At 70.8% G+C, this 18,207-nt stretch carries 22 protein-coding genes and 3 tRNA genes; 10 read left to right on the top strand and 15 right to left on the bottom strand.

All coding sequences use genetic code 11. The features are described from left to right. Positions 1-10 precede the first annotated feature (10 nt). From B6G06_RS10675 to mmuM, 3 genes are read right to left on the bottom strand one after another with little or no spacing between them, the layout of a single operon-like run. The gene (locus B6G06_RS10675; protein WP_338025870.1) at positions 11-154 is read right to left on the bottom strand and encodes a hypothetical protein; all 144 of its coding nucleotides are present in this window, start codon (positions 152-154) and stop codon (positions 11-13) included. After that, positions 105-473: a hypothetical protein gene (locus B6G06_RS10020; RefSeq protein ID WP_125898879.1), complete on the bottom strand. Its 369-nt coding sequence runs from the start codon at positions 471-473 to the stop codon at positions 105-107. The genes B6G06_RS10675 and B6G06_RS10020 overlap by 50 nt, the downstream gene beginning before the upstream one ends. Beyond that, a complete protein-coding gene (gene mmuM, locus B6G06_RS02925; RefSeq protein WP_081170898.1) occupies positions 463-1,464 on the bottom strand; it encodes a homocysteine S-methyltransferase in 1,002 nt (333 codons plus the stop codon). Before mmuM ends, B6G06_RS10020 begins: the two co-directional genes overlap by 11 nt. 189 nt (positions 1,465-1,653) lie before the next feature. Between mmuM and B6G06_RS02920 the strand changes: the two genes are divergently transcribed. After that, complete coding sequence (locus tag B6G06_RS02920) at positions 1,654-3,036, top strand: amino acid permease (protein WP_080463178.1); 1,383 nt, start codon at positions 1,654-1,656, stop codon at positions 3,034-3,036. A 45-nt stretch (positions 3,037-3,081) separates the two neighbouring features. On the opposite strand, the gene B6G06_RS02915 is transcribed toward B6G06_RS02920, so the two are convergent. Both B6G06_RS02915 and B6G06_RS02910 read right to left on the bottom strand, forming a co-directional pair. Further along, on the bottom strand, positions 3,082-3,465 hold the full coding sequence (locus tag B6G06_RS02915; RefSeq protein WP_081170896.1) for a YccF domain-containing protein: 384 nt from the start codon (positions 3,463-3,465) through the stop codon (positions 3,082-3,084). Positions 3,466-3,555: 90 nt separating this feature from the next. Continuing rightward, positions 3,556-4,476 (bottom strand): ATP-grasp domain-containing protein, encoded by a 921-nt coding sequence (locus tag B6G06_RS02910; protein WP_081170894.1) that lies wholly within the window; start codon positions 4,474-4,476, stop codon positions 3,556-3,558. A gap of 164 nt (positions 4,477-4,640) precedes the next feature. On the opposite strand from B6G06_RS02910, the gene pip reads away from it, so the two are divergent. From pip to B6G06_RS02870, 8 genes are all read left to right on the top strand, one after another. Next, complete coding sequence (gene pip, locus B6G06_RS02905) at positions 4,641-5,774, top strand: prolyl aminopeptidase (RefSeq protein ID WP_240494088.1); 1,134 nt, start codon at positions 4,641-4,643, stop codon at positions 5,772-5,774. Positions 5,775-5,890: 116 nt separating this feature from the next. Further along, positions 5,891-5,964, top strand: a tRNA-Lys gene (locus B6G06_RS02900). Positions 5,965-6,001: 37 nt separating this feature from the next. Then, positions 6,002-6,075, top strand: a tRNA-Lys gene (locus B6G06_RS02895). A gap of 361 nt (positions 6,076-6,436) precedes the next feature. Beyond that, complete coding sequence (locus tag B6G06_RS10190) at positions 6,437-6,604, top strand: hypothetical protein (protein WP_164505186.1); 168 nt, start codon at positions 6,437-6,439, stop codon at positions 6,602-6,604. A 54-nt stretch (positions 6,605-6,658) separates the two neighbouring features. Further along, positions 6,659-7,135, top strand: a complete 477-nt coding sequence (bcp, locus tag B6G06_RS02885) for a thioredoxin-dependent thiol peroxidase (protein ID WP_080463157.1) — start codon at positions 6,659-6,661, stop codon at positions 7,133-7,135. 110 nt (positions 7,136-7,245) lie between these two features. Continuing rightward, a tRNA-Leu gene (locus B6G06_RS02880) sits at positions 7,246-7,327 on the top strand. 22 nt (positions 7,328-7,349) lie between these two features. Continuing rightward, on the top strand, positions 7,350-8,138 hold the full coding sequence (gene rph, locus B6G06_RS02875; RefSeq protein ID WP_080463159.1) for a ribonuclease PH: 789 nt from the start codon (positions 7,350-7,352) through the stop codon (positions 8,136-8,138). Positions 8,139-8,140: 2 nt separating this feature from the next. Further along, entirely contained in the window at positions 8,141-8,857 is a 717-nt protein-coding gene (locus B6G06_RS02870) for a non-canonical purine NTP pyrophosphatase (RefSeq protein WP_081170892.1), read from the top strand. 96 nt (positions 8,858-8,953) lie between these two features. Here the strand turns inward: B6G06_RS02870 and B6G06_RS02865 are convergent, their stop codons facing one another. The 5 genes from B6G06_RS02865 to clpS form a co-directional block, all read right to left on the bottom strand. Then, positions 8,954-9,448 carry a hypothetical protein gene (locus B6G06_RS02865; protein ID WP_081172164.1) on the bottom strand — a complete coding sequence of 165 codons (495 nt, stop codon included), beginning with the start codon at positions 9,446-9,448 and terminating at the stop codon, positions 8,954-8,956. Positions 9,449-9,510: 62 nt separating this feature from the next. Continuing rightward, entirely contained in the window at positions 9,511-10,317 is an 807-nt protein-coding gene (locus B6G06_RS02860; RefSeq protein WP_080463311.1) for an MBL fold metallo-hydrolase, read from the bottom strand. Next, positions 10,314-11,213, bottom strand: coding sequence for a glutamate racemase (gene murI / locus B6G06_RS02855; RefSeq protein ID WP_240494117.1), 900 nt, complete (start codon positions 11,211-11,213; stop codon positions 10,314-10,316). Before murI ends, B6G06_RS02860 begins: the two co-directional genes overlap by 4 nt. A gap of 42 nt (positions 11,214-11,255) precedes the next feature. Beyond that, positions 11,256-11,819 (bottom strand): DUF2017 family protein, encoded by a 564-nt coding sequence (locus B6G06_RS02850; protein ID WP_080463313.1) that lies wholly within the window; start codon positions 11,817-11,819, stop codon positions 11,256-11,258. After that, positions 11,816-12,139 carry an ATP-dependent Clp protease adapter ClpS gene (clpS, locus tag B6G06_RS02845; RefSeq protein ID WP_081170888.1) on the bottom strand — a complete coding sequence of 108 codons (324 nt, stop codon included), beginning with the start codon at positions 12,137-12,139 and terminating at the stop codon, positions 11,816-11,818. The genes B6G06_RS02850 and clpS overlap by 4 nt, the downstream gene beginning before the upstream one ends. A gap of 64 nt (positions 12,140-12,203) precedes the next feature. Here clpS and B6G06_RS02840 point away from each other — a divergent pair, with 64 nt between their 5' ends. After that, positions 12,204-13,604 (top strand): nicotinate phosphoribosyltransferase, encoded by a 1,401-nt coding sequence (locus B6G06_RS02840; protein ID WP_081170886.1) that lies wholly within the window; start codon positions 12,204-12,206, stop codon positions 13,602-13,604. A gap of 68 nt (positions 13,605-13,672) precedes the next feature. Here B6G06_RS02840 and B6G06_RS02835 read toward each other — a convergent pair whose 3' ends face one another. The 5 genes from B6G06_RS02835 to B6G06_RS02815 form a co-directional block, all read right to left on the bottom strand. Beyond that, positions 13,673-15,490, bottom strand: coding sequence for a DEAD/DEAH box helicase (locus tag B6G06_RS02835; RefSeq protein WP_081170884.1), 1,818 nt, complete (start codon positions 15,488-15,490; stop codon positions 13,673-13,675). Beyond that, positions 15,487-15,831, bottom strand: coding sequence for a DUF3039 domain-containing protein (locus B6G06_RS02830; RefSeq protein WP_095532525.1), 345 nt, complete (start codon positions 15,829-15,831; stop codon positions 15,487-15,489). The genes B6G06_RS02835 and B6G06_RS02830 overlap by 4 nt, the downstream gene beginning before the upstream one ends. 115 nt (positions 15,832-15,946) lie before the next feature. Continuing rightward, positions 15,947-16,690 (bottom strand): glucosamine-6-phosphate deaminase, encoded by a 744-nt coding sequence (gene nagB, locus B6G06_RS02825; protein ID WP_080463318.1) that lies wholly within the window; start codon positions 16,688-16,690, stop codon positions 15,947-15,949. Between the two features lie 227 nt (positions 16,691-16,917). Beyond that, positions 16,918-17,202, bottom strand: coding sequence for an HU family DNA-binding protein (locus B6G06_RS02820; RefSeq protein ID WP_080463319.1), 285 nt, complete (start codon positions 17,200-17,202; stop codon positions 16,918-16,920). A 202-nt stretch (positions 17,203-17,404) separates the two neighbouring features. Further along, on the bottom strand, positions 17,405-18,136 hold the full coding sequence (locus B6G06_RS02815; RefSeq protein ID WP_081170882.1) for an N-acetylmannosamine-6-phosphate 2-epimerase: 732 nt from the start codon (positions 18,134-18,136) through the stop codon (positions 17,405-17,407). Positions 18,137-18,207 lie beyond the last annotated feature (71 nt).

Here is an 18,207-nt window from a genome sequence, read left to right as displayed (position 1 = left end):
GCCACAGCCTTTAACCCACCACCAGCACCACTCGCTGGTACCGGGTCAGCGCCGGCACGCCGTCGTCCGTCCCCTCGACCACGAGGTGGATCTCCTGGCCAGGCTCAGCCTCCTGCGGAACCAAGACGACGGCGCCCGCCCTGGCCGTCGTCATCCACGGCGGGCGCCACAGGGCAGGGCCTCGGTCCCGCCTCGGGGTAGGCCCACCAACGCAGGGCAACAGCATCGCCATCGGGGTCGGTGGCCTCAGCCTGGAGCCGTAGCCGCTCGCCAGCCCGGACCGCACGCCGCAGCCCGCCTTCCGGGCACTGCTCGCGCGAGGGCCCGCCGACGACGCTGACCACCGGTGGGTGGTTCGCGTCCTCGAAGCGGGGCGTGACCGACCAGGCCAGTCGGGAAGCGAAGTCGTGCTGGGCCGCACGCCACCAGCGCGTGGCGTGGTACTCCGCAGGCGCCTCCCCCTCAGCGAGCATCGACGAGCCCGCGCAGCACCGCAGTGTCGGCGGGCGTCGTCCGGCAGCAGCCGCCGATGAGGCGCGCGCCTGCCTCCCCCCAGTCCGGCGCCTGGGCGGTGAAGCGCTGGTCGGGGGCGGCAGCGGTCCAGGTCTTCGTGCTCGGGTGGTAGATGTCCCCGGAATTGGGGTAGGCGACCAATGGCTTGGCGGTCACGCTCCCGAGAACGCCCAGCGCGGGCGTGACCGCGCTAGGCGCGACGCAGTTGATGCCGACGGCGGCCACGCCGGGCTCGACATCGGCCCAGGCCCCGACCTCGGCGAGCGGGGTGCCATCGGCCAGGCGCTCGCCGTCGTCCTCCGTCTGGAAGGAGACCCAGCACTCGCTGCCAGGGGCGATCCGGCCGAGCTGCCGGACGATCCACTGGGCCTCGTCGAGCCGGGGCTGGGTCTCGACGGCAAAGAGCCGGATGCCCTCGCCGGCCAGCGCCTCGATGCGCGGGATGTGGACGGCCTCGAAGTCGGGCGCTTGGAGGGCGTAGGCGCCGGTGTACTCCGATCCGTCGGCAAGGTAGGCGCCGTAGGGCCCGAGGCTCCCGGCGACGAGCGCCGCCCGATCAGGGCGCTCCTGCGAGAAGCGCTCGGCCGTCTCCAGGGCGATGCGGGCGCTGGAGGCGATGGCGCCCCGGGCCTCGGGCTCGCTCAACCCTGAGCGCATGAGAGCGGGCAGGGCAGCCTGGTAGGAGTTGGTGGTGATGACGCGCGCGCCCGCGCGCAGATAGGATTCGTGGACGGCCGCCACGGCCTCCGGCGCGGTGACGAGGGCGAGGGCGGACCACAGTTCCTGGGCGGTGGGGATGCCGCGCGCGTCGAGCTCGGTGCCCATCGCGCCGTCGAGGACAAGAGGGCCCTCGCGCAGAGCCCGGGCCAGCGGGGAGACATCGGCGTTGTCGTGGGCGCTTCCGGCAGCGCTTCGGCCAGGGCTGCTCGGGCGGGTCGAGGTGGCCTCCATGCCGGGAGCCTACTGCCCGCCATCGGCGGCCCGCGCCGCTCGGCCCGCTTCGCGAGATGCGCCGTCAGCGTCTCTGACCTGCCCGATAGCGTCTCCGCCATGCCCAGCGACGACTCCTCCCCCAGCCGACCCCTGGCCGCATCGGATCAGACCGCCGCCGAGGGACGCATCGATGCCCTCGAGAGACGCATGAGCAAGCGGCACCTCATGATGATCAGCTTCGGCGGGGTCATCGGCACGGGCCTGTTCCTGTCCACCGGGTACACGATCAACCAGGCGGGGCCCTTCGGGACCGTCCTGGCCTACTCGATCGGCGCTGTCATCGTGTACCTGGTGATGATGTGCCTGGGCGAGTTGAGCGTAGCGATGCCCTTCACCGGGGCCTTCCACGTCTACGCTCGCCGCTTCATCGGGCCGGCGACGGGCTTCGTGACGGCAGTGCTGTACTGGCTGACGTGGACGGTGGCACTGGGCAGCGAGTTCACGGGGGCGGCTATCATCATGAACGGCTGGTTCCCGGGGGTGCCTGTATGGGTATGGGCGGCGCTGTTCATCGTGCTCATCCTCGTGCTCAACATGCTCTCGGTGCGCGTCTTCGCCGAGGCGGAGACGCTGCTGTCCGGGGTGAAGGTCGTGGCGATCATCCTGTTCATCGTCCTGGGCGCTGCGGCAGTGGTGGGCCTGCTGCCCTATGACGGCAGTGGGGCGGGGAGCTCGGGCGGTGGGGGCTCCAGTGGCACAGGCGGCGCGGCACCGCTGCTGTCGAACCTCACCGGCGATGGTTTCCTCCCCAATGGCCTCGGCGCGGTGTTCACCACGATCCTCGCGGTCAACTTCGCCTTCTCGGGCACCGAGCTCATCGGCATCACCGCGGGAGAGGTGAAGGATCCGGGCGCCACGATCCCCCGCGCGATCCACGCCACTCTGGCCCGGCTGGTTGTGTTCTTCATCGGCTCCATCGTCGTCATCGCGGCGCTCATCCCATGGGAGGACGCGGGCGTGGAGGAGAGCCCCTTCGTCACCGTCCTGGACGGGATTGGGATCCCCGGGGCCGGGGACATCATGAACGTCGTCATCCTGACGGCGATCCTGTCGGCGGCGAACTCGGGGCTCTACGCCTCGACCCGAATGCTGTGGTCCCTGGCGAACGAGGGGACCCTGCCGAAGGCGCTGGCGCGCACGAACCGCTTCGGCGTGCCCGCCCTGGCGATGGGCCTGTCCATGGTCGGGGGCCTGGCCGCGCTCCTGACCTCGGTGCACGCGGCCTCGACGGTCTACCTCGTGCTGGTGTCGGTCTCGGGCCTGGCCGTGGTGCTCGTGTGGGTGGCGATCTCGGCCTCGCACCTGTCGTTCCGGCGCAGGTGGGTGGCCGAGGGGCGCAGCGCTGGGGAGCTGGCGTATCGGGCGCCGGGATACCCATGGGTGCCGATCGCGGCACTGGTATTGGCAACGGCGTCGTGCCTGCTCATCGTCTTCGACCCGGTTCAGCGTCCGGCTCTGGGGATCACAGCGGTCTTCCTGGCGGTGTGCTACGGGGGCTATTGGTCAGCGGCTCGCCGCGTCAGCCTCTGATCGGATCGGGGATCGGCGCGCCGCTGGGCACCTGGGTCGGCGGCCTCAGAGGAGACCGCGCCCGGGGACGACCCGCTTGCCGAAGGGGAAGCAGGTGACGGGGATGAGCTTGATATTGGCGATGGCCAGGGGGATCCCGATGATCGTGACGGCCTGGGCGAAGGCAGTGGTCACATGTCCGATGGCGAGCCACAGGCCGGCGATGAGGAACCAGATGACGTTGGACAGCCCGCTCATGACGCCGGCGCCCGGGCTGGGAACCACCTGGCGGCCGAAGGGCCACAGCACGTACCCGGCGATGCGGAAGCAGGCCACCCCGGCGGGGATGGTGATGATGAAGACGCAGGCGATGATCCCGGCGAGGATGTAGCCGAGGAAGAGCCACAAGCCGCCGAAGACGACCCAGATGATGTTGAGCAGCGTGCGCATGGCACAGTCCTATCACACCGGGCTCAGCACGCGAGGCACCCCAGGATCAGGCGGCCGCCCAACCGTGGAACGCCGCCCGGAGCGTCCCGGTCACCAGAAGACGCGCTGGGCGATGGCGTCAGCGAAGTTATTGAGGGTGTCGGGGGCCGAGCCCAGGTAGAGGCCGGCGTCGATGAGCGAGACCTCCATGAGGTAGAAGCCCCCCTGGCCGTCCTCGACGACGTCGACCCGGTTGAACAGCAACTGGATGTCGCGCCCGGAGCGTTCCTTGATGTGCTGGTGGATGGCCTTGCGCACGCGCTCGCCCCACAGCCACTCCTGCTCGCTGGGCTCGCGGGCCGTGACGATCTCTTCGTGGACCTCGTCCGTGGAGCGGAAGGAGGGATGCAGCATAGGGGCCTTCTCAACGGCGTGGGAGAGCACGCCGTTGAAGTAGACCAGGGAGAGCTCACCGCGGCGGTCCACCTCCTCGAGGTAGCGCTGCACCATGACCGTGCGGCCCCGCGAGAGGTGATGCATGGCGTCGTTGATGGCCTCCGAGCGCGATCCGGCGTCGATCGCCGTGTAACGCCCCGTGCCGCGGCCGCCCGAGGAGATGGCCGGCTTGACCACGAAGTCGCCGAATGCCGGGAAGCGGCAGTGCACCTGGTGCTTGGACAGCCCGGCATCGGGCTCGAGCCACAGGGTCGGGATCATGGGGGCGCCCAGCTCACTGAGGCGGCGCAAGTAGTGCTTATCCGCGTTCCAGGCGACCACGTCGGGATGGTTGGCCAGGCGCGGCACGGAACGCGTCCATGCCATGAAGTCCTCGTAGCGGTCGCTCTTGGCGTAGTCGCGCACGGAGCGCAGGACCACCATGTCCGACTCCCCCCAGTCCACGCCCGGCTCGTTCCACACGGCGATGCGCGGCTCGATGCCCCGCTCGCGCAGCGCGTCGGGCAGGGCGCGGTCATCCTCGTCGAGTCCCGGGAAGTCGGAGGAGGTCGCGAGGGTCACAATCGGCATGCTCACGGTCCCACCGTACCGCGCGCACGGCCCTAGGTCCCGCGTCCGGGGCTGTGAGAACCAACGAGATGATGAGCAATTCCCCTAGACCCGCCCAGCATCCCGCCACCGCCGCCAGCAGCGCGCCCTCAGGAGCAGCCAGTGCCCCGCGCCGGCACCATAATGCCGCCATGAGCACCTTAGAGCGCACCAGTCCCAGCCCCCTGCCCACCGACGACGCTTCCCCTGCCGACGCCTCGCCGTCATCGGCCCTGCGCGGCTTCTACCCGGAGATCGAGCCCTACGCCACCGGCCTTCTCGAGGTGGGCGACGGCCAGAGCGTCTACTACGAGGAGTGCGGCAACCCGGCGGGCATCCCGGCGATCTTCGTCCATGGAGGCCCCGGCGGCGGCTGCTCACCGGCGCACCGGCGCTGCTTCGATCCGGAGAAGTACAGGATCATCCTGTTCGACCAGCGCGGCTGCGGGCGCTCCCTGCCCCACGCCTGGGAGCCGGAGGCGGACCTCACGGCGAACACCACCTGGCACCTCGTGGAGGACATGGAGCGCCTGCGCGCTCACCTGGGGGTCGAGTCCTGGCTCATCTTCGGCGGGTCCTGGGGATCCACCCTGGCCCTGGCCTACGCCGTCACGCACCCCGAGCGCGCGGCCGCCCTCGTCCTGCGCGGCATCTTCACCCTGCGCCAGCGCGAGCTCGACTGGTACTACGAGGCGGGCGGCGCGGACATGGTCTGGCCCGACGAGTGGGAGGCCTACACCGCGGCGGCCGGCGACGGCGTCGGCCCAGGCGGGTACATCGAGCGCTACCACGACCTTCTGACCAATCCAGACCCCGCCGTCCACGGCCCGGCGGCCATCGCCTGGACCACATGGGAGGCGGCGACCTCCACACTCCTGCGCGACCAGGGGCACATCGACGAGGTCCAGGACCCGGCCTTCGCCCTCACCTTCGCACGCATCGAGAACCACTACTTCGTCAACCACGGCTGGATGGACGACGGCGAGCTGCTCACCCGCGCCAGGACGCTGGCCGACCACGGCATCCCCGGGGTGATCGTCCAGGGTCGCTACGACATGTGCTGCCCCATCGGTACCGCCTGGGCCCTCCACCGCGCTTGGCCGGAGGCCGAGCTGCGCATCAGCCCCACCGCGGGTCACGCCTTCAACGAGCCCGAGACTCTCGACTCCCTCATCAGGGCCACCGATCGCTTCGCCACTGAACTTGCAGGACTCGCGGGACTCGCCGAGCTCCCCGGGTCGGCGGGGCCTGCGGCGCGGAAAGGCACCGCCCCCACTGAGACCTGAGATCTCAGGCACATCGAGGGTTTCGAACCGCTCTCGGCTGGACTCGCTCCGCGCCCCGGAGATACACTCTGTCTCCGTTGCCAAGCGCTCGCGCCTGACGATCATGACAATCCAATGCCTCCTTAGCTCAGTTGGTTAGAGCACCTGACTCTTAATCAGGGTGTCCAGGGTTCGAGTCCCTGAGGGGGTACGACGGCTACCGGCCCAGCCGGAAGCCGCTCACCAGAGCCTCCTTAGCTCAGTTGGTTAGAGCACCTGACTCTTAATCAGGGTGTCCAGGGTTCGAGTCCCTGAGGGGGTACGACGGCTACCGGCCCAGCCGGAGGCGTCGGCCACGCGAGTGGCTGATCACCGCTAGCTCAATTGGTAGAGCAGCTGACTCTTAATCAGCGGGTTCAAGGTTCGAGTCCTTGGCGGTGTACCACGTTTGGATCGGCGCGATGCCGCTGCGGGAATGAATACCGAGCGCACGCCGCCGTGCCGCGAGCGCCGAGGCGCCCTCCCCCGTGGAGAACCCTCCGGAAGCCCTGTGCCGTTCGCGCCCACCGTGACCATCCGCCGGAGCGCGCCAGCGCCGCCGAGCAGGTTCCCTGCCGTCCCTGCCCGCGCCCGGCATGAGGAGCCCTCGCAGAAGGGCTGAGATGAAGAAGAAGGAGAGAGCGATGACGAACATCATCAGCATCACCGCATCCCGCGAGGACGCCGAGCGCGAGCTCGCCGCGGCCCGCACCGAGGTCGCCTCCCTGGTCGCCACCGCATCCCCGGCCCGCCTCGAGCGGGCCCTGGAGCGCCTGCAGGCCGCCGAGGAGGCCCTGGACCTGGCCGCCTGAGGCCCGCCCCGCGGAAGAACAACGCCCAGCGCGGATAAGGACAGGAGACGGATCATGAGCCCCCTCGCCGTCGGGGACACAGCCCCTGACTTCTCACTGGCCGATGCCTACGGTGCCGAGGTCGGCCTCGCCGAGCTGCGCCAGAGGGCCGGTGCCGGCGTCGTCGTCTACTTCTACCCCCGCGCTTCCACGCCGGGCTGCACCAAGGAGGCCTGCGATTTCCGCGACTCCCTGGCCGCCTGGCGGGCCGCCGGCTACGAGGTGGTCGGCATCTCCCCCGACTCCCCCGCGGCCCTGGCGCGCTTCACCGAGAAGCAGTCCCTGCCCTTCCCATTGCTGTCGGACCCCGATCACACCGTCATGGAGGCTTGGGGCGCCTGGGGCGAGAAGAAGAACTACGGGCGCGTCGTCACCGGCGTCATCCGCTCGACCGTCGTCGTGGACACCGCTGGGAAGGTCCTGCTGGCCAAGCACAACGTCAAGGCCACCGGGCACGTCGGCCGCCTGCGCGCCGAGCTCGGCATCGACTGAGACGGCGTCGAGCCCCAGCCGGTTGAGGCGGCGCCGCGCCCGGCGGGCCGGGGCCCGCCGGACCAACCGGGCCGCGGGGCGAGCGCCCGAGCGGGTAGGCTCGCCCCTGAGCGCGAGTGGCGGAATTGGTAGACGCCCCAGGTTTAGGTCCTGGTGCCTTCGGGCGTGAGGGTTCGAGTCCCTTCTCGCGCACTGCCCGGCTACCCTTATCCATGTGACTACGACTGTCTTCACCCGCAAGGATGGGCGCGCGACCGATGAGCTGCGCCCCGTGACCATCACTCGCCGTTGGCTCGATCATGCCGAGGGCAGCGTCCTGATCAGCTTCGGGCGCACCCGCGTGCTGTGCGCGGCGTCGTTCACCGAGGGCGTGCCGCGCTGGCGCAAGGGCAGCGGGGAGGGCTGGGTGACCGCCGAGTACGCGATGCTCCCCCGTGCCGGATCCGAGCGCAGCGGCCGCGAGTCCGTGCGCGGCAGGGTCGGCGGGCGCACCCACGAGATCTCCCGCCTCATCGGCCGCTCGCTGCGCGGCATCATCGATGTGGGCGCCCTGGGCGAGAACACCATCGCGCTGGATTGCGACGTCCTTCAGGCCGACGGCGGCACCCGCACCGCCGCGATCACCGGGGCCTACATCGCCCTGGCCGACGCCGTCGCCTGGGGCACCGAGCGCGGACTCATCAAGTCGCGAGCCGGACGGCCCGTGCTCGCCGACTCGCTGAGCGCCATCAGCGTCGGCATCATCGACGGCGTCCCCTGCCTCGACCTTCCCTACGAGGAGGACGTGCGCGCCCAGACCGACATGAACATCGTTCAGACCGGCGACGGGCGCTTCATCGAGGTCCAGGGCACCGCCGAGCACGCCCCCTTCGACCGCAGCGAGCTCAGCGCCCTGCTCGACCTGGCCGCCGCGGGCAACGCCGAGCTCGCCGCCCTCCAGCGCCGGGCCCTTGCCGAGCGCGCCGACGGGCCCGTGACGGTCTCGTCCGACACGGGGGCCTGACAATGGGCGTGGCTCCCAGCAGCCGGCAATCTGCGGACTCCCCCGCCGTCGAGGTGCCATCCGGCGCCCGCCTCGTCCTGGCCACCCACAACGCCGGCAAGCTCGCCGAGCTGCGGGATATCCTGGCCCCGCTCGTGCCCGGGCTGGCACCCGGGGCTATCATCTCCGCCGCCGAGCTGAGAGCCCCCGAGCCGGTCGAGAACGGCCTCAGCTTCGCGGGGAACTCCCTCATCAAGGCGCGGGCTTTGGCCCAGGCCACCGGCCTGCCCGCCGTCGCCGACGACTCGGGGCTGTGCGTGGATGTCCTCGGCGGGGCGCCGGGGATCTTCTCCGCCCGCTGGTCCGGCCTCCACGGCGACGACGAGGCGAACCTGCGGCTCCTCCTGGACCAGATCAGCACCGTCGCCGACCCGCACCGCACCGCGCGCTTCACGTGCGCCGCTGTGCTCGTCGTCCCCGGGGCCGGGGGCGAGACGGGGCGCGAGGAGATCATCGAGCGCTCGATGGAGGGCAGGCTCATCACCGAGCCCGTCGGCGAGGGAGGCTTCGGCTATGATCCGATCTTCATTCCCGCCAGTGAGGACGAGCCGGGGGCGGCAGGGCGCACGAGCGCTCAGTTGAGTCCAGCGGAGAAGAACGCGATCTCCCATCGGGGCCAGGCCTTCCGGGCCATGGCCCCCATCCTGGCGGACCTCCTGACTCATCATCTCCCCCAATGAGCGAGACCGGTTGAAAATAGGAGCGAGACCGGTCCGCGGACCGGTCTCGCTCCTATTTTCAACCGGTCTCGCTCATAAGATATGCGAATGGGAGGATCAGGCGCTGGAGGACTGATCCTGCACGTCGAGGCGGCGCTGAATGGGCTTGGGGATGAGCGACTCATGCGCCTTGGCGAAGCCGTAGAGCCAGCGCCAGCCACCGAGCACCGCTACGAGCAGCACTCCCGTCATGACTGCCCATGACGCCAGTCCCGCGCCACCGACGGCCAGGATGCGCATGACCGTCCACGCACCCCACGCCACAGCGACGATGGCACCGCCCTCCGGCCAGGGCCTCTCGAGGTGGTGCTCGCGCCCGCGCAACAGCGCCCATGCGCATACCCAGGCGATCACCACGGCAATGGCTCCCTGCGCCAGCGCCATCGGGATCGCGTCGAGTTCATGCGCCCCGGCGGCTCCCAGCACCGCCACCATCACGGCGCCGACGGCGTCCGCGGGCAGGACGAGCCACCAGCGCGTGGGCCGGCCACGGGTCCAGGGGCAGTCGACGCCGTCGGGAACAGCCGGCGACCAATCGATTCGGCCACCCACCCCGGCAGCTGATGAGGAGGGGGCGCCCTCGACCGGACCCGCGGCAGCAGCCCCTCGCTCGCTCATAGCTCCCACACCATCGAGCTCATGGCGGCGTCCACCGGGCCCGAATAGGCGCGGCGGGCCTCAGCCAGCGGGATGGCGGGATCCGTCCAGGGCTGGATGTGGGTGAGGATCAGGCGCCCCACGTGCCCCTCCGCGGCGAGCTCGCCGGCGCGCAGGCCGGTCAGGTGCATGCCGCGCACGGTCTCCCCGCCCTCCACGAAGGCGGCCTCGGACAGGAGCAGGTCGACGCCGTCGGCCATGGCCGTCATGCCCTCGCAGGAGTCGGTGTCCCCAGTGAAGGCCATGGTGACGATGCGCGATCCGTCCTCGCTGGGACCCTCGATCCGGTAGCCGTAAGCCTCCACCGGGTGCAGCGAGGTGTACGGCGTGATCGTCATGGGGCCCACGCGAACGGGGCGACCCGGGGTGACGGTGCGAATGTCGAACTCGGTGCGGTAGTCCTCGTCGGTCTTCTCCGTGCCGTCGACGCCGCGAAGGCGCTCCAGCAGGTTGGAGGGCCCGAGGGTGAGCACAGGCCCGAGGGGGCCGGTGGGGTTCCAGCGGCGGTAGACGTGCATACCGACGAGGTCGGCCATGTGGTCGGCATGGCAATGGGAGATGCAGATGGCGTCGAGGTCGGCGGGGTCCACATGGTTGAGGAGGCGTCCCATCGAGCCCGGGCCGAGGTCCAGGATGACGGACCAGGTGTGTTCGGCCCCCACGGGGCCCAAGGGGTCACCGCCGCTGGCCTGCACCAGGTAGGAGGAGGCGGAGGAGCCTGGTCCCGACATGGAGCCGGAGCAGCCGATGATCGTGAGCCTCATGCGCTCTCCTCGTCAGAGACGGCGGCAACGGGCACCGTCCGGCGGGCGCCCACGGGCCGACCAGCATGCTCGGCCCCCTCAGCCCGCGCGTCCCGCTCCGACGGCGCCGGGCGGGCGGCGCGGGTGACCTCCCCGACTTCGGGGCCGAGGAATCGGCGTGCGAGCACGGCGAAGGCCTCCGGGTCCCCCGTGGAGCGGAAGTCGTGGCGGGGGGCGGGGGCGCCCGGGTCGCGGAGCAGGTCGCCCGCGGCCAGGGCCCGGTAGACATCCTTGGCCGTCTCGTCGGAGGAGGCCACGAGCCGCACGTCCTCCCCCATGACGTAGGAGATGGGGCCCACGAGCAGCGGGTAATGCGTGCAACCGAGGATGAGGGTGTCCACCCCGGCGTCGCGCACCGGCGCCAGGTACTGCTCGGCAACCCCGAGCGCCTCGGGGCCCGTGGTCACGCCTCTCTCGGCGAGGTCGACGAAGCGAGGGCATGCCTGGCTGATGAGCTCGACCCCCGGAACGGCGCCGAGGGCGTCGGAGTAGGCGCTCGAGTTCACGGTGCCCTGGGTGGCGATGAGGCCGATACGGCCGTTGCGGGTGACGCGGGCGGCCGCGCGAGCAGCCGGGTGGATCACTTCGATGACGGGCACGCCCTTGCCCAGCGTGTACCGGGCACGGGCATCGTGGAGCACGGCCGCCGACGCCGTGTTGCAGGCGATGACGAGGAGCTTGACGCCGGAATCAACGAGCTCGTCCATCACCCCCAGGGCGAGGGCGCGCACCTCGTCGATGGGACGCGGCCCATAGGGGGTGTTCGCGGTATCGCCGATGTAGAGGATCCTCTCCCCCGGGAGCTGGTCCAGGACGGCGCGCGCCACTGTGAGCCCGCCAACCCCGGAGTCGAACATTCCGATGGCGGCGTCATTCATGGACCCGAGACTATGCGGCGCTCAGTCCCCCAGGAGCCCCGAGACCAGTGATTCCTGCCACCAGGTGAGCATGGTGTAGAGGATCGCCGCCGCATGACGCTCTCTGACCTGCGGATCCGCGCTCCCGCTCGGCATCGAGTCGGCGAGGGAGTGAATCGCCTCCGCGGCCTCGGGGCTGTCGATCCCCAGGCGCCGGGCGAGCAGGAGGCGGGCGTCATTGAGCGCCCCCAGCCACGCGCCCTCGGCGCCCGCCGGCACCCGGACAGCGCCACCGGTCCCGGAGGGGGCCAGGAGCTCGGCGACCGCGTCGCGGGACCGGGAGTCCTTGAGACCGCGCAAGTCGTCTCGACTGCGAGCGGAGATGGCGACGGCGATCTCCGGGTCCTCCGAGGCGTCGGGCAGGAGGGCTTCGCGGGCGAGGGCGGCCTCCGCCCGGAGCGCCCGGTCCGCGGAGGTCTCGGCAGGGTGGTCGTCGTCGGCGCGCAGGACGGTGGTGACCTGCAGGAGAAGGCCTGCCAGGGCCTCGCGCTCCCAGGCCTCCAACTGGCTCTCCCATCCGCCATCGACGGCGGCGAAGGCCTTCATCGGTCCTCTCCCCCGCCCTCGGACAGGTCGACCAGGGGCTCGATGGTGGCGCACAGCCCGTAGGAGTGCATGGCGACGACATCGGCCTCCATGCGGACGCGCTCGCCGCGGGAGACGGTGGCCCGGCCGGTCATGTGGACCTGCATCATCAAATGGGCGGCCTTGGACCGTGGGTAGCCGAAGTAGCTGGCGAAGACCCAGGTGACGTAGTCCATGGTGTTGATGGGGTCGTCGTGGACGACGGTGGCCCACAGGCGGTGGGCGCTGGTGCGCTCATCCACTTGGATGATCGGTTCCGCGACCGGCACAGCGGGGCTCATGCTGGCAGCGTAGCCGGAGGCGGCGGGTATGCGGCGCGCATTCGGTTCGGGCTAGGTTGTTGTCATGACGATCACGCCCGGCGATCTACCCGCCTCGCCGCCCACCGCGCTGTCGACCTCCCTCATGACCGACATGTACGAGCTCACCATGCTCCAGTCGGCGCTGCGGGCGGGCACGGCGGAGCGCGAGAGCGTCTTCGAGCTATTCGGCCGCAAGCTGCCCGCCTCCCGGCGCTTCGGCGTGGTGGCGGGAACGGGGCGCCTCCTGGACGCCGTCGAGTCCTTCACCTTCACCTCCGAGCAGATCGACTTCCTGCACCGCGCAGGGGTCGTCGACGACGCTACGCTGGACTTCCTGCGCGATTACCGCTTCCGAGGCACGATCCGAGGCTACGCGGAGGGCGAGTGCTACGTGGCGGGCTCCCCCCTGCTCACCGTGGAGGGCACGTTCGCGGAGGCCTGCATCATCGAGACTCTCGCCCTGTCGATCTACAACTACGACTGCGCGGTGGCCTCCGCGGCCTCGCGCATGACGATCGCCGCGCACGGGCGCCCCTGCGCTGACTTCGGGGCGCGCCGTGCGCATGAGGAGGCGGCCATCGCAGCGGCGAGGGCGGCCATCGTCGGCGGGTTCACAGCGACCTCCAACCTGGAGGCGGGCATGCGCTACGGGATCCCCACGGTGGGGACCTCCGCGCACTCCTTCACCCTCCTGCACGACAGCGAGGAGGAGGCCTTCGCCGCACAGATCGCCTCGCTGGGCACAGGCACAACGATCCTCGTGGACACCTACGACATCGCCATGGGCGTGGAGAGGGCGGTCAAGGCCGCCCGGGCCGCTGGCGGGGAGCTCGGCGCGGTGCGCCTGGACTCGGGCGACCTCGTGGCCGAGGCCTTCAAAGTGCGCGCGCAGCTGGACGCCCTGGGCGCGACCACCACCAGGATCACGGTGACGAACGACCTCGATGAGCACGCGATCGCCGCGCTCGGCGCCGCGCCCGTGGACTCCTACGGGGTCGGCACGAAGCTCGTGACGGGCTCGGGACGCCCGACGGCGGCCCTGGTCTACAAGCTCGTGGAGCGCCGGGGGGCCGACGGCGAGATGGCGGAGGTCGCGAAGTTCTCCTCGGGCGGGAAGTCGACAGTGGGCGGCCGCAAGTGGGCGGGCCGTGTCATCGACGGCGCGGGCACCGCCACCGAGGAGCTGCTCGTCTCAGCGCGCACCGAGGCCGAGGGCCTGGCGGCACTGGCCGAGGCGGGGGCGCGCCCCCTGCAGGTGCCGCTCGTCGTCGACGGGGAGATCGTGGAGGAGCACCGGGGGGAGGGCGCGCTGGCCGCCGCCGCGGAGCGCCACCAGGTCTCGCGCGCGGAACTGCCCTACGAGGCGTGGCGGCTCAGCGACGGCGATGCCGCGATCCCAACCCGCTATCTCGACCTCGACGGCCGCACCGCCACCCGTCGCTGAGGCTCCGAGCCGCCCGCGCTGTCCGCCGGCGTCGCCCCTCCCCGTCAGCCCAGCGCCCCGGGCCTTGCTCAGCGCTTGCCGACGAACCAGCGGCGCAGGGTGCCCACGCGCTTCTCGATCTGCTCAGTGGTGGCCTGCGCGACCTCCGGCCCCCCGCACACGCGGCGCAACTCGTTGTGGACGGCCCCGTGGGGCTGACCGGAGCGTCGGGCCCAGGCGGACACGAGTGAGCTGAGCTCCTTGCGGGCGGCGGCGCGCTTACGGGCGTCATCGACTCCCGAGTTGGCGCGGCGCTGAGCGGCAGCGGCGGCCTGGCATTTCTGAGACTTGATCTGCTTGTCCTGGCGGGCCCGTAGCAGGGCGGTGACCTGCTCGGGCTCGAGCAACCCGGGCAGGCCCAGGTAGTCCTGCTCCTCCACGGAGCCGACCATGGCACCGGTGCCGAACTCGCCGCCGTCGAAGAGGACACGATCGAACTCAGCGGTGGAGTTCATGGCCTCGAAGGCGCCGAAAAGGTCGTCCGCGGCCCTCTCCTCCTTGTTGGCCTCGGCGATGAGGCGGTCCTCCGGGTAGCCGAAGACCTCGTCCTCGTTGGAGCGCGGCTTGCCGAGAACATGGTCGCGGGCGACCTCCATCTCATTGGCCAGGGCCAGCAGCGGGGTCACCGAGGGAAGAAACACGCTCGCCGTCTCGCCGCGCGCCCGCGAGCGAACGAAGCGCCCGACGGCCTGGGCGAAGAACAGCGGCGTGGAGGTGGAGGTCGCGTAGACGCCAACGGCCAGGCGCGGGACGTCCACGCCCTCGGAGACCATGCGCACGGCCACCATCCAGCGGTCGGTGGACTCAGCGAAGGCCTCGATACGACTGGAGGCACCCGAATCATCGGACAGGACCACGGTGGGCGCCTCCCCAGTGATCGCGGCCAGCTGGCGGGCGTAGGCGCGGGCGCGCTGCTGGTCGGTGGCGATGACCAGGGCGCCGGCGTCGGGCACCTGGCGGCGCACCTCGCTCAAGCGCTGGTCCGCGGCGGCCAGCACTGCGGGGATCCACTCCCCCTTGGGATCCAGGGCGGTGCGCCAGGCCTGGGCCTCGAGGTCCTTGGTCAGAGGCTCACCCAGGCGCGCGGCGACCTCATCCCCGGTGCGCGTGCGCCAGCGCATCTCGCCCGAGTAGGACATGAACATGACCGGGCGGACGACGCCGTCGCGCAGGGCATCGGAGTAGCCGTAGGAGTAGTCGGCCTTGGACCGCTTGATGCCCCCGGCCTCCTCGGCGTAGGTGACGAAGGGGATGGGGGAATCATCGGAGCGGAAGGGCGTCCCGGTCAGTGCCAGGCGGCGCCGGGCGGGGCTGAAGGCCTCGCGGATGGCGTCGCCCCAGCTCAGGGCGTCGCCGCCATGGTGGATCTCGTCGAGGATGACGAGGGTGCGGATGGAGTCGGTGCGGGCGCGGTGCAGCGCGGGGTTGGCGGCGACCTGCGCGTATGTGAGGGCGACGCCGTCGAACCGCGATCCGAGCGCCCCCTGCCCGTTGGAGTAGGAGGGGTCGATGTGGATGCCGACCTTCGCGGCGGCCTCCGCCCACTGGAACTTCAGGTGCTCGGTGGGGCACACGATCGTCATCTTGTGGGCCTCGCCGAGTCGCAGGAGCTCGACGGCGATCCGCAGGGCGAAGGTGGTCTTGCCGGCTCCCGGTGTGGCCACGGCCAGGAAGTCCTGCGGCATGGCGTTCATGTACTTCTCGAGGGCGGCGGCCTGCCAGGCGCGCAGGGAGCGCGTCGTGCCCCAGGCGGCGCGCTGCGGGTAGGCCGGGGAGAGGTGCTCCGCGGCGAAGATCGAGGGCTGGGTCGGGTTGTGCTGGGCCTGGCTCCCGCGCGCGGGGCTCACTGACCACCCCGCCCGAAGGGGAAGCGCGGGCGGCGCGGGCCTCCTGCGCCCCCGCCGTCGGAGCGCATGGACTCCATGATTTCCTTGCAGGTGGGGCACACAGGGTACTTCGACGGGTCGCGGCCGGGGGTCCACACCTTGCCGCACAGGGCGACGACGGGGCGGCCGGTGGCGGCAGCGGCGGCGATCTTGTCCTTGCGCACGTAATGGGCGAAGCGGTCGGCGTCACCGTCGTCCGTGGACTGCAGCTCCTCGCGCTCCAGGACGGCCGTGCCGACGGAGCGCCCGGGCTCGGCGCCCGGGTCCGCGGGGCTACCGGGATCGGCGGGATCGGAGCTCATGCGGGGAAGGATCATGCGGCCAGTCTAGGCCCACCCCCGGGTGCGCTCCGGGCCGGTGGCCTGTGCGATTGCTCGCCCGCCCCCACTCCCTTCCCCCCTCTTTCATCGAGACCGGTCAGGGGCGGGCAGCGGTGAGGAGGGAGGCGGCGGCGGGGTCGACCAGGACGAGAGCGTCGGGGTGGTTCTGCATGACGGTGCAGGGCCAATCGACACTGACCTCGCCCTCGACGAGCCGGCGAATGGCCTCGGCCTTGCCCGCCCCGGTGGCGATGAGGACGAGCTTCCTGGCCTTCATGATGGTCCCCAGGCCCTGGGTGATGCAGTGCGTGGGGACGGCGTCGATATCGCCGTCGAAGAAGCGGGCGTTGTCACGGCGGGTCTGCTCGGTCAGGACATCGACGTGCGTGGGCGAGTCCAGCGGCCCACCGGGCTCGTTGAAGGCAATGTGCCCGTCGGAGCCGATGCCCAGGATCTGCAGGTCGCAGTAGCCGGCTCGCGCCATCTGGCGCTCGTAATCGGCGCAGGCGGCCTGGAGGTCGTCGGCCAGGGCATCCGGGCCGTGGAGGGCGCCGGGGCGCATGTCGACGCGGGAGCGCAGGTGACGCTCCATGAAGGTGGCGTAGCGCTCGGGGTGGCCCTCGGGCAGGCCCACGTACTCATCGAGCATGAAGCCGGTGACTTCCGCGAAGGACAGCCGCCCCGCGGCGCAGCGGCGGACGAGCTCATCGTAGAGGGGCAGCGGGCTGGAGCCGGTGGCGGTGCCCAGGACGGCGTCCGGCTTGGTGGTCAGCAGTTCCTCGATGGCGTCGGCAGCGCGCTCGGCGATGGCCTCGGGCGTGTTCAGGATGACGAGCTCCATGGTTGCTCTCCTCGATCAGTGGGGTCTCATGCGGGACGGGCGCCTGCGCGCTCCTGATCGAATTGTAAAATATCCGATCATCAAACGTCGCGTTGAGCGGTCGCTGCCACAACACCCCCCTCCGGAGCGACAAGAAGGGGTGCGCCACCAACTCGGTGGCGCACCCCAGGGCGCCTGGGCGGCCTAGGGACGGGATTCGCGCCCCCGCACCCTCAGTCGGGCTCAGCTCAGTTGTCGGCGACAGCCTTCTTGAGGGCCGAGCCCACTGTCAGCTTCACGCCGTAGCCCGCGGGGATCTGGATCTCCTCGCCGGTGCGGGGGTTACGGCCAGTGCGGGCGGCGCGCTTGACGCGCTCCACACCCATCAGGCCCGTGATCTTGACAGCCTCGCCCTTCGAGACACTCTCAACGAGAACCTCCTGGAAGGCGGCGAGGAAGGCATCGGCATCGGTCTTCTTCAGATCGGTCTTGGCGGCGATGGCTGCGATGAGCTCGGTGCGGTTGACGGACATGTCTTGCCTCTCTGTCGTGGAGCGGCACCTCGGTTGGGTAGTGCCACTGGCCGCAACGCTATGCGCAACTGAGGCGTTTTGTCAGTTGCTGAGCCGATTTTCGGCGTGTGACACACCAGATCAGCACCTCATTCACCCCGAAAGCCCCACGAGTCACAGGCATCCCGGTATGGCCTCCCACCTGGGAATCCACTAGAAGCGCTCAGGCGGCACCGCCGTGCCCCCTGTCGGCCCCGCCGACGGCGCTGGCGAACCAGGATGTGATCGTCGTGGGATGGGTGATCGCGGTGCCGACGACGACGGCGAAGGCGCCGCGCTCCATCGCCGCGGCGGCCTGGGCCGGAGTGTGGATCCGTCCCTCGACGACGAGCGGCAGGGAGGCGAAGCCGACGATCTCGTCGACGAGCCCGAGGTCGGGGCCATCGGTTTTGGGACGCTCGCCGGTGTAGCCGGCCAGGGTGGTGCCCAGGACATCGACGCCGGCGTCCTGCGCGGCGCGGGCATCGTCGGCGCTGCCGCAGTCGGCCATGATGAGGGTGCCCGGACGGGCGGCGCGCAGTCCCTCGACGGTCTGGGCCAGGGTGAGCCCATCGGGGCGGGGGCGGCGCGTGCCGTCCAGGGCCACGATCTGGCTGCCGGTGGCGGCCACGGCGATGGCGTGCGTGAGGGTGGGGGTGATGAAGACGCCGTCGTGACCGTCCTTCCACAAGCCGATGACCGGCACGTCGACGTGCTGGGTGATGAGGGTGAGGTCTGCCAGGCCCTGGGCGCGGATGCCGACGGCGCCGCCGGCCACGCAGGCCTGGGCGACCTCGTCCATGGTGCGCGGGTCTCGCATGGGCTCACCGGGGTAGGCCTGGGCGGAGGCGATGAGGCCCCCCTTGAGGCGGTCGAGGACGGCCTGGCTGGTGCCGGTCTCATTCGCTGTGGTCATGGACGAGGCCTTCTTTCGTGGGGCGGGAGGTGGAATGCGATATGGCTGCTGAGCCCGCGATGGGCGGCAGG

The organism is Actinomyces gaoshouyii (assembly GCF_002076915.1).
Lineage (GTDB): Bacteria > Actinomycetota > Actinomycetes > Actinomycetales > Actinomycetaceae > Actinomyces > Actinomyces gaoshouyii.
The sequence above is the reverse complement of the archived record's forward strand: the minus strand, read 5'-3'. Positions and strand labels throughout refer to the sequence as shown.

What these genes read in the sequence shown, in the direction of transcription:
- B6G06_RS10675 (WP_338025870.1), bottom strand. Translation starts at nt 154, where the DNA reads ATGACGACGGCCAGGGCGGGCGCCGTCGTCTTGGTTCCGCAGGAGGCT.
- B6G06_RS10020 (WP_125898879.1), bottom strand. Translation starts at nt 473, where the DNA reads ATGCTCGCTGAGGGGGAGGCGCCTGCGGAGTACCACGCCACGCGCTGG.
- mmuM (WP_081170898.1), bottom strand. Translation starts at nt 1,464, where the DNA reads ATGGAGGCCACCTCGACCCGCCCGAGCAGCCCTGGCCGAAGCGCTGCC.
- B6G06_RS02920 (WP_080463178.1), top strand. Translation starts at nt 1,654, where the DNA reads ATGAGCAAGCGGCACCTCATGATGATCAGCTTCGGCGGGGTCATCGGC.
- B6G06_RS02915 (WP_081170896.1), bottom strand. Translation starts at nt 3,465, where the DNA reads ATGCGCACGCTGCTCAACATCATCTGGGTCGTCTTCGGCGGCTTGTGG.
- pip (WP_240494088.1), top strand. Translation starts at nt 4,641, where the DNA reads ATGAGCACCTTAGAGCGCACCAGTCCCAGCCCCCTGCCCACCGACGAC.
- B6G06_RS10190 (WP_164505186.1), top strand. Translation starts at nt 6,437, where the DNA reads ATGACGAACATCATCAGCATCACCGCATCCCGCGAGGACGCCGAGCGC.
- bcp (WP_080463157.1), top strand. Translation starts at nt 6,659, where the DNA reads ATGAGCCCCCTCGCCGTCGGGGACACAGCCCCTGACTTCTCACTGGCC.
- B6G06_RS02870 (WP_081170892.1), top strand. Translation starts at nt 8,141, where the DNA reads ATGGGCGTGGCTCCCAGCAGCCGGCAATCTGCGGACTCCCCCGCCGTC.
- B6G06_RS02860 (WP_080463311.1), bottom strand. Translation starts at nt 10,317, where the DNA reads ATGAGGCTCACGATCATCGGCTGCTCCGGCTCCATGTCGGGACCAGGC.
- murI (WP_240494117.1), bottom strand. Translation starts at nt 11,213, where the DNA reads ATGTTCGACTCCGGGGTTGGCGGGCTCACAGTGGCGCGCGCCGTCCTG.
- B6G06_RS02850 (WP_080463313.1), bottom strand. Translation starts at nt 11,819, where the DNA reads ATGAAGGCCTTCGCCGCCGTCGATGGCGGATGGGAGAGCCAGTTGGAG.
- clpS (WP_081170888.1), bottom strand. Translation starts at nt 12,139, where the DNA reads ATGAGCCCCGCTGTGCCGGTCGCGGAACCGATCATCCAAGTGGATGAG.
- B6G06_RS02840 (WP_081170886.1), top strand. Translation starts at nt 12,204, where the DNA reads ATGACGATCACGCCCGGCGATCTACCCGCCTCGCCGCCCACCGCGCTG.
- B6G06_RS02830 (WP_095532525.1), bottom strand. Translation starts at nt 15,831, where the DNA reads ATGAGCTCCGATCCCGCCGATCCCGGTAGCCCCGCGGACCCGGGCGCC.
- nagB (WP_080463318.1), bottom strand. Translation starts at nt 16,690, where the DNA reads ATGGAGCTCGTCATCCTGAACACGCCCGAGGCCATCGCCGAGCGCGCT.
- B6G06_RS02820 (WP_080463319.1), bottom strand. Translation starts at nt 17,202, where the DNA reads ATGTCCGTCAACCGCACCGAGCTCATCGCAGCCATCGCCGCCAAGACC.
- B6G06_RS02815 (WP_081170882.1), bottom strand. Translation starts at nt 18,136, where the DNA reads ATGACCACAGCGAATGAGACCGGCACCAGCCAGGCCGTCCTCGACCGC.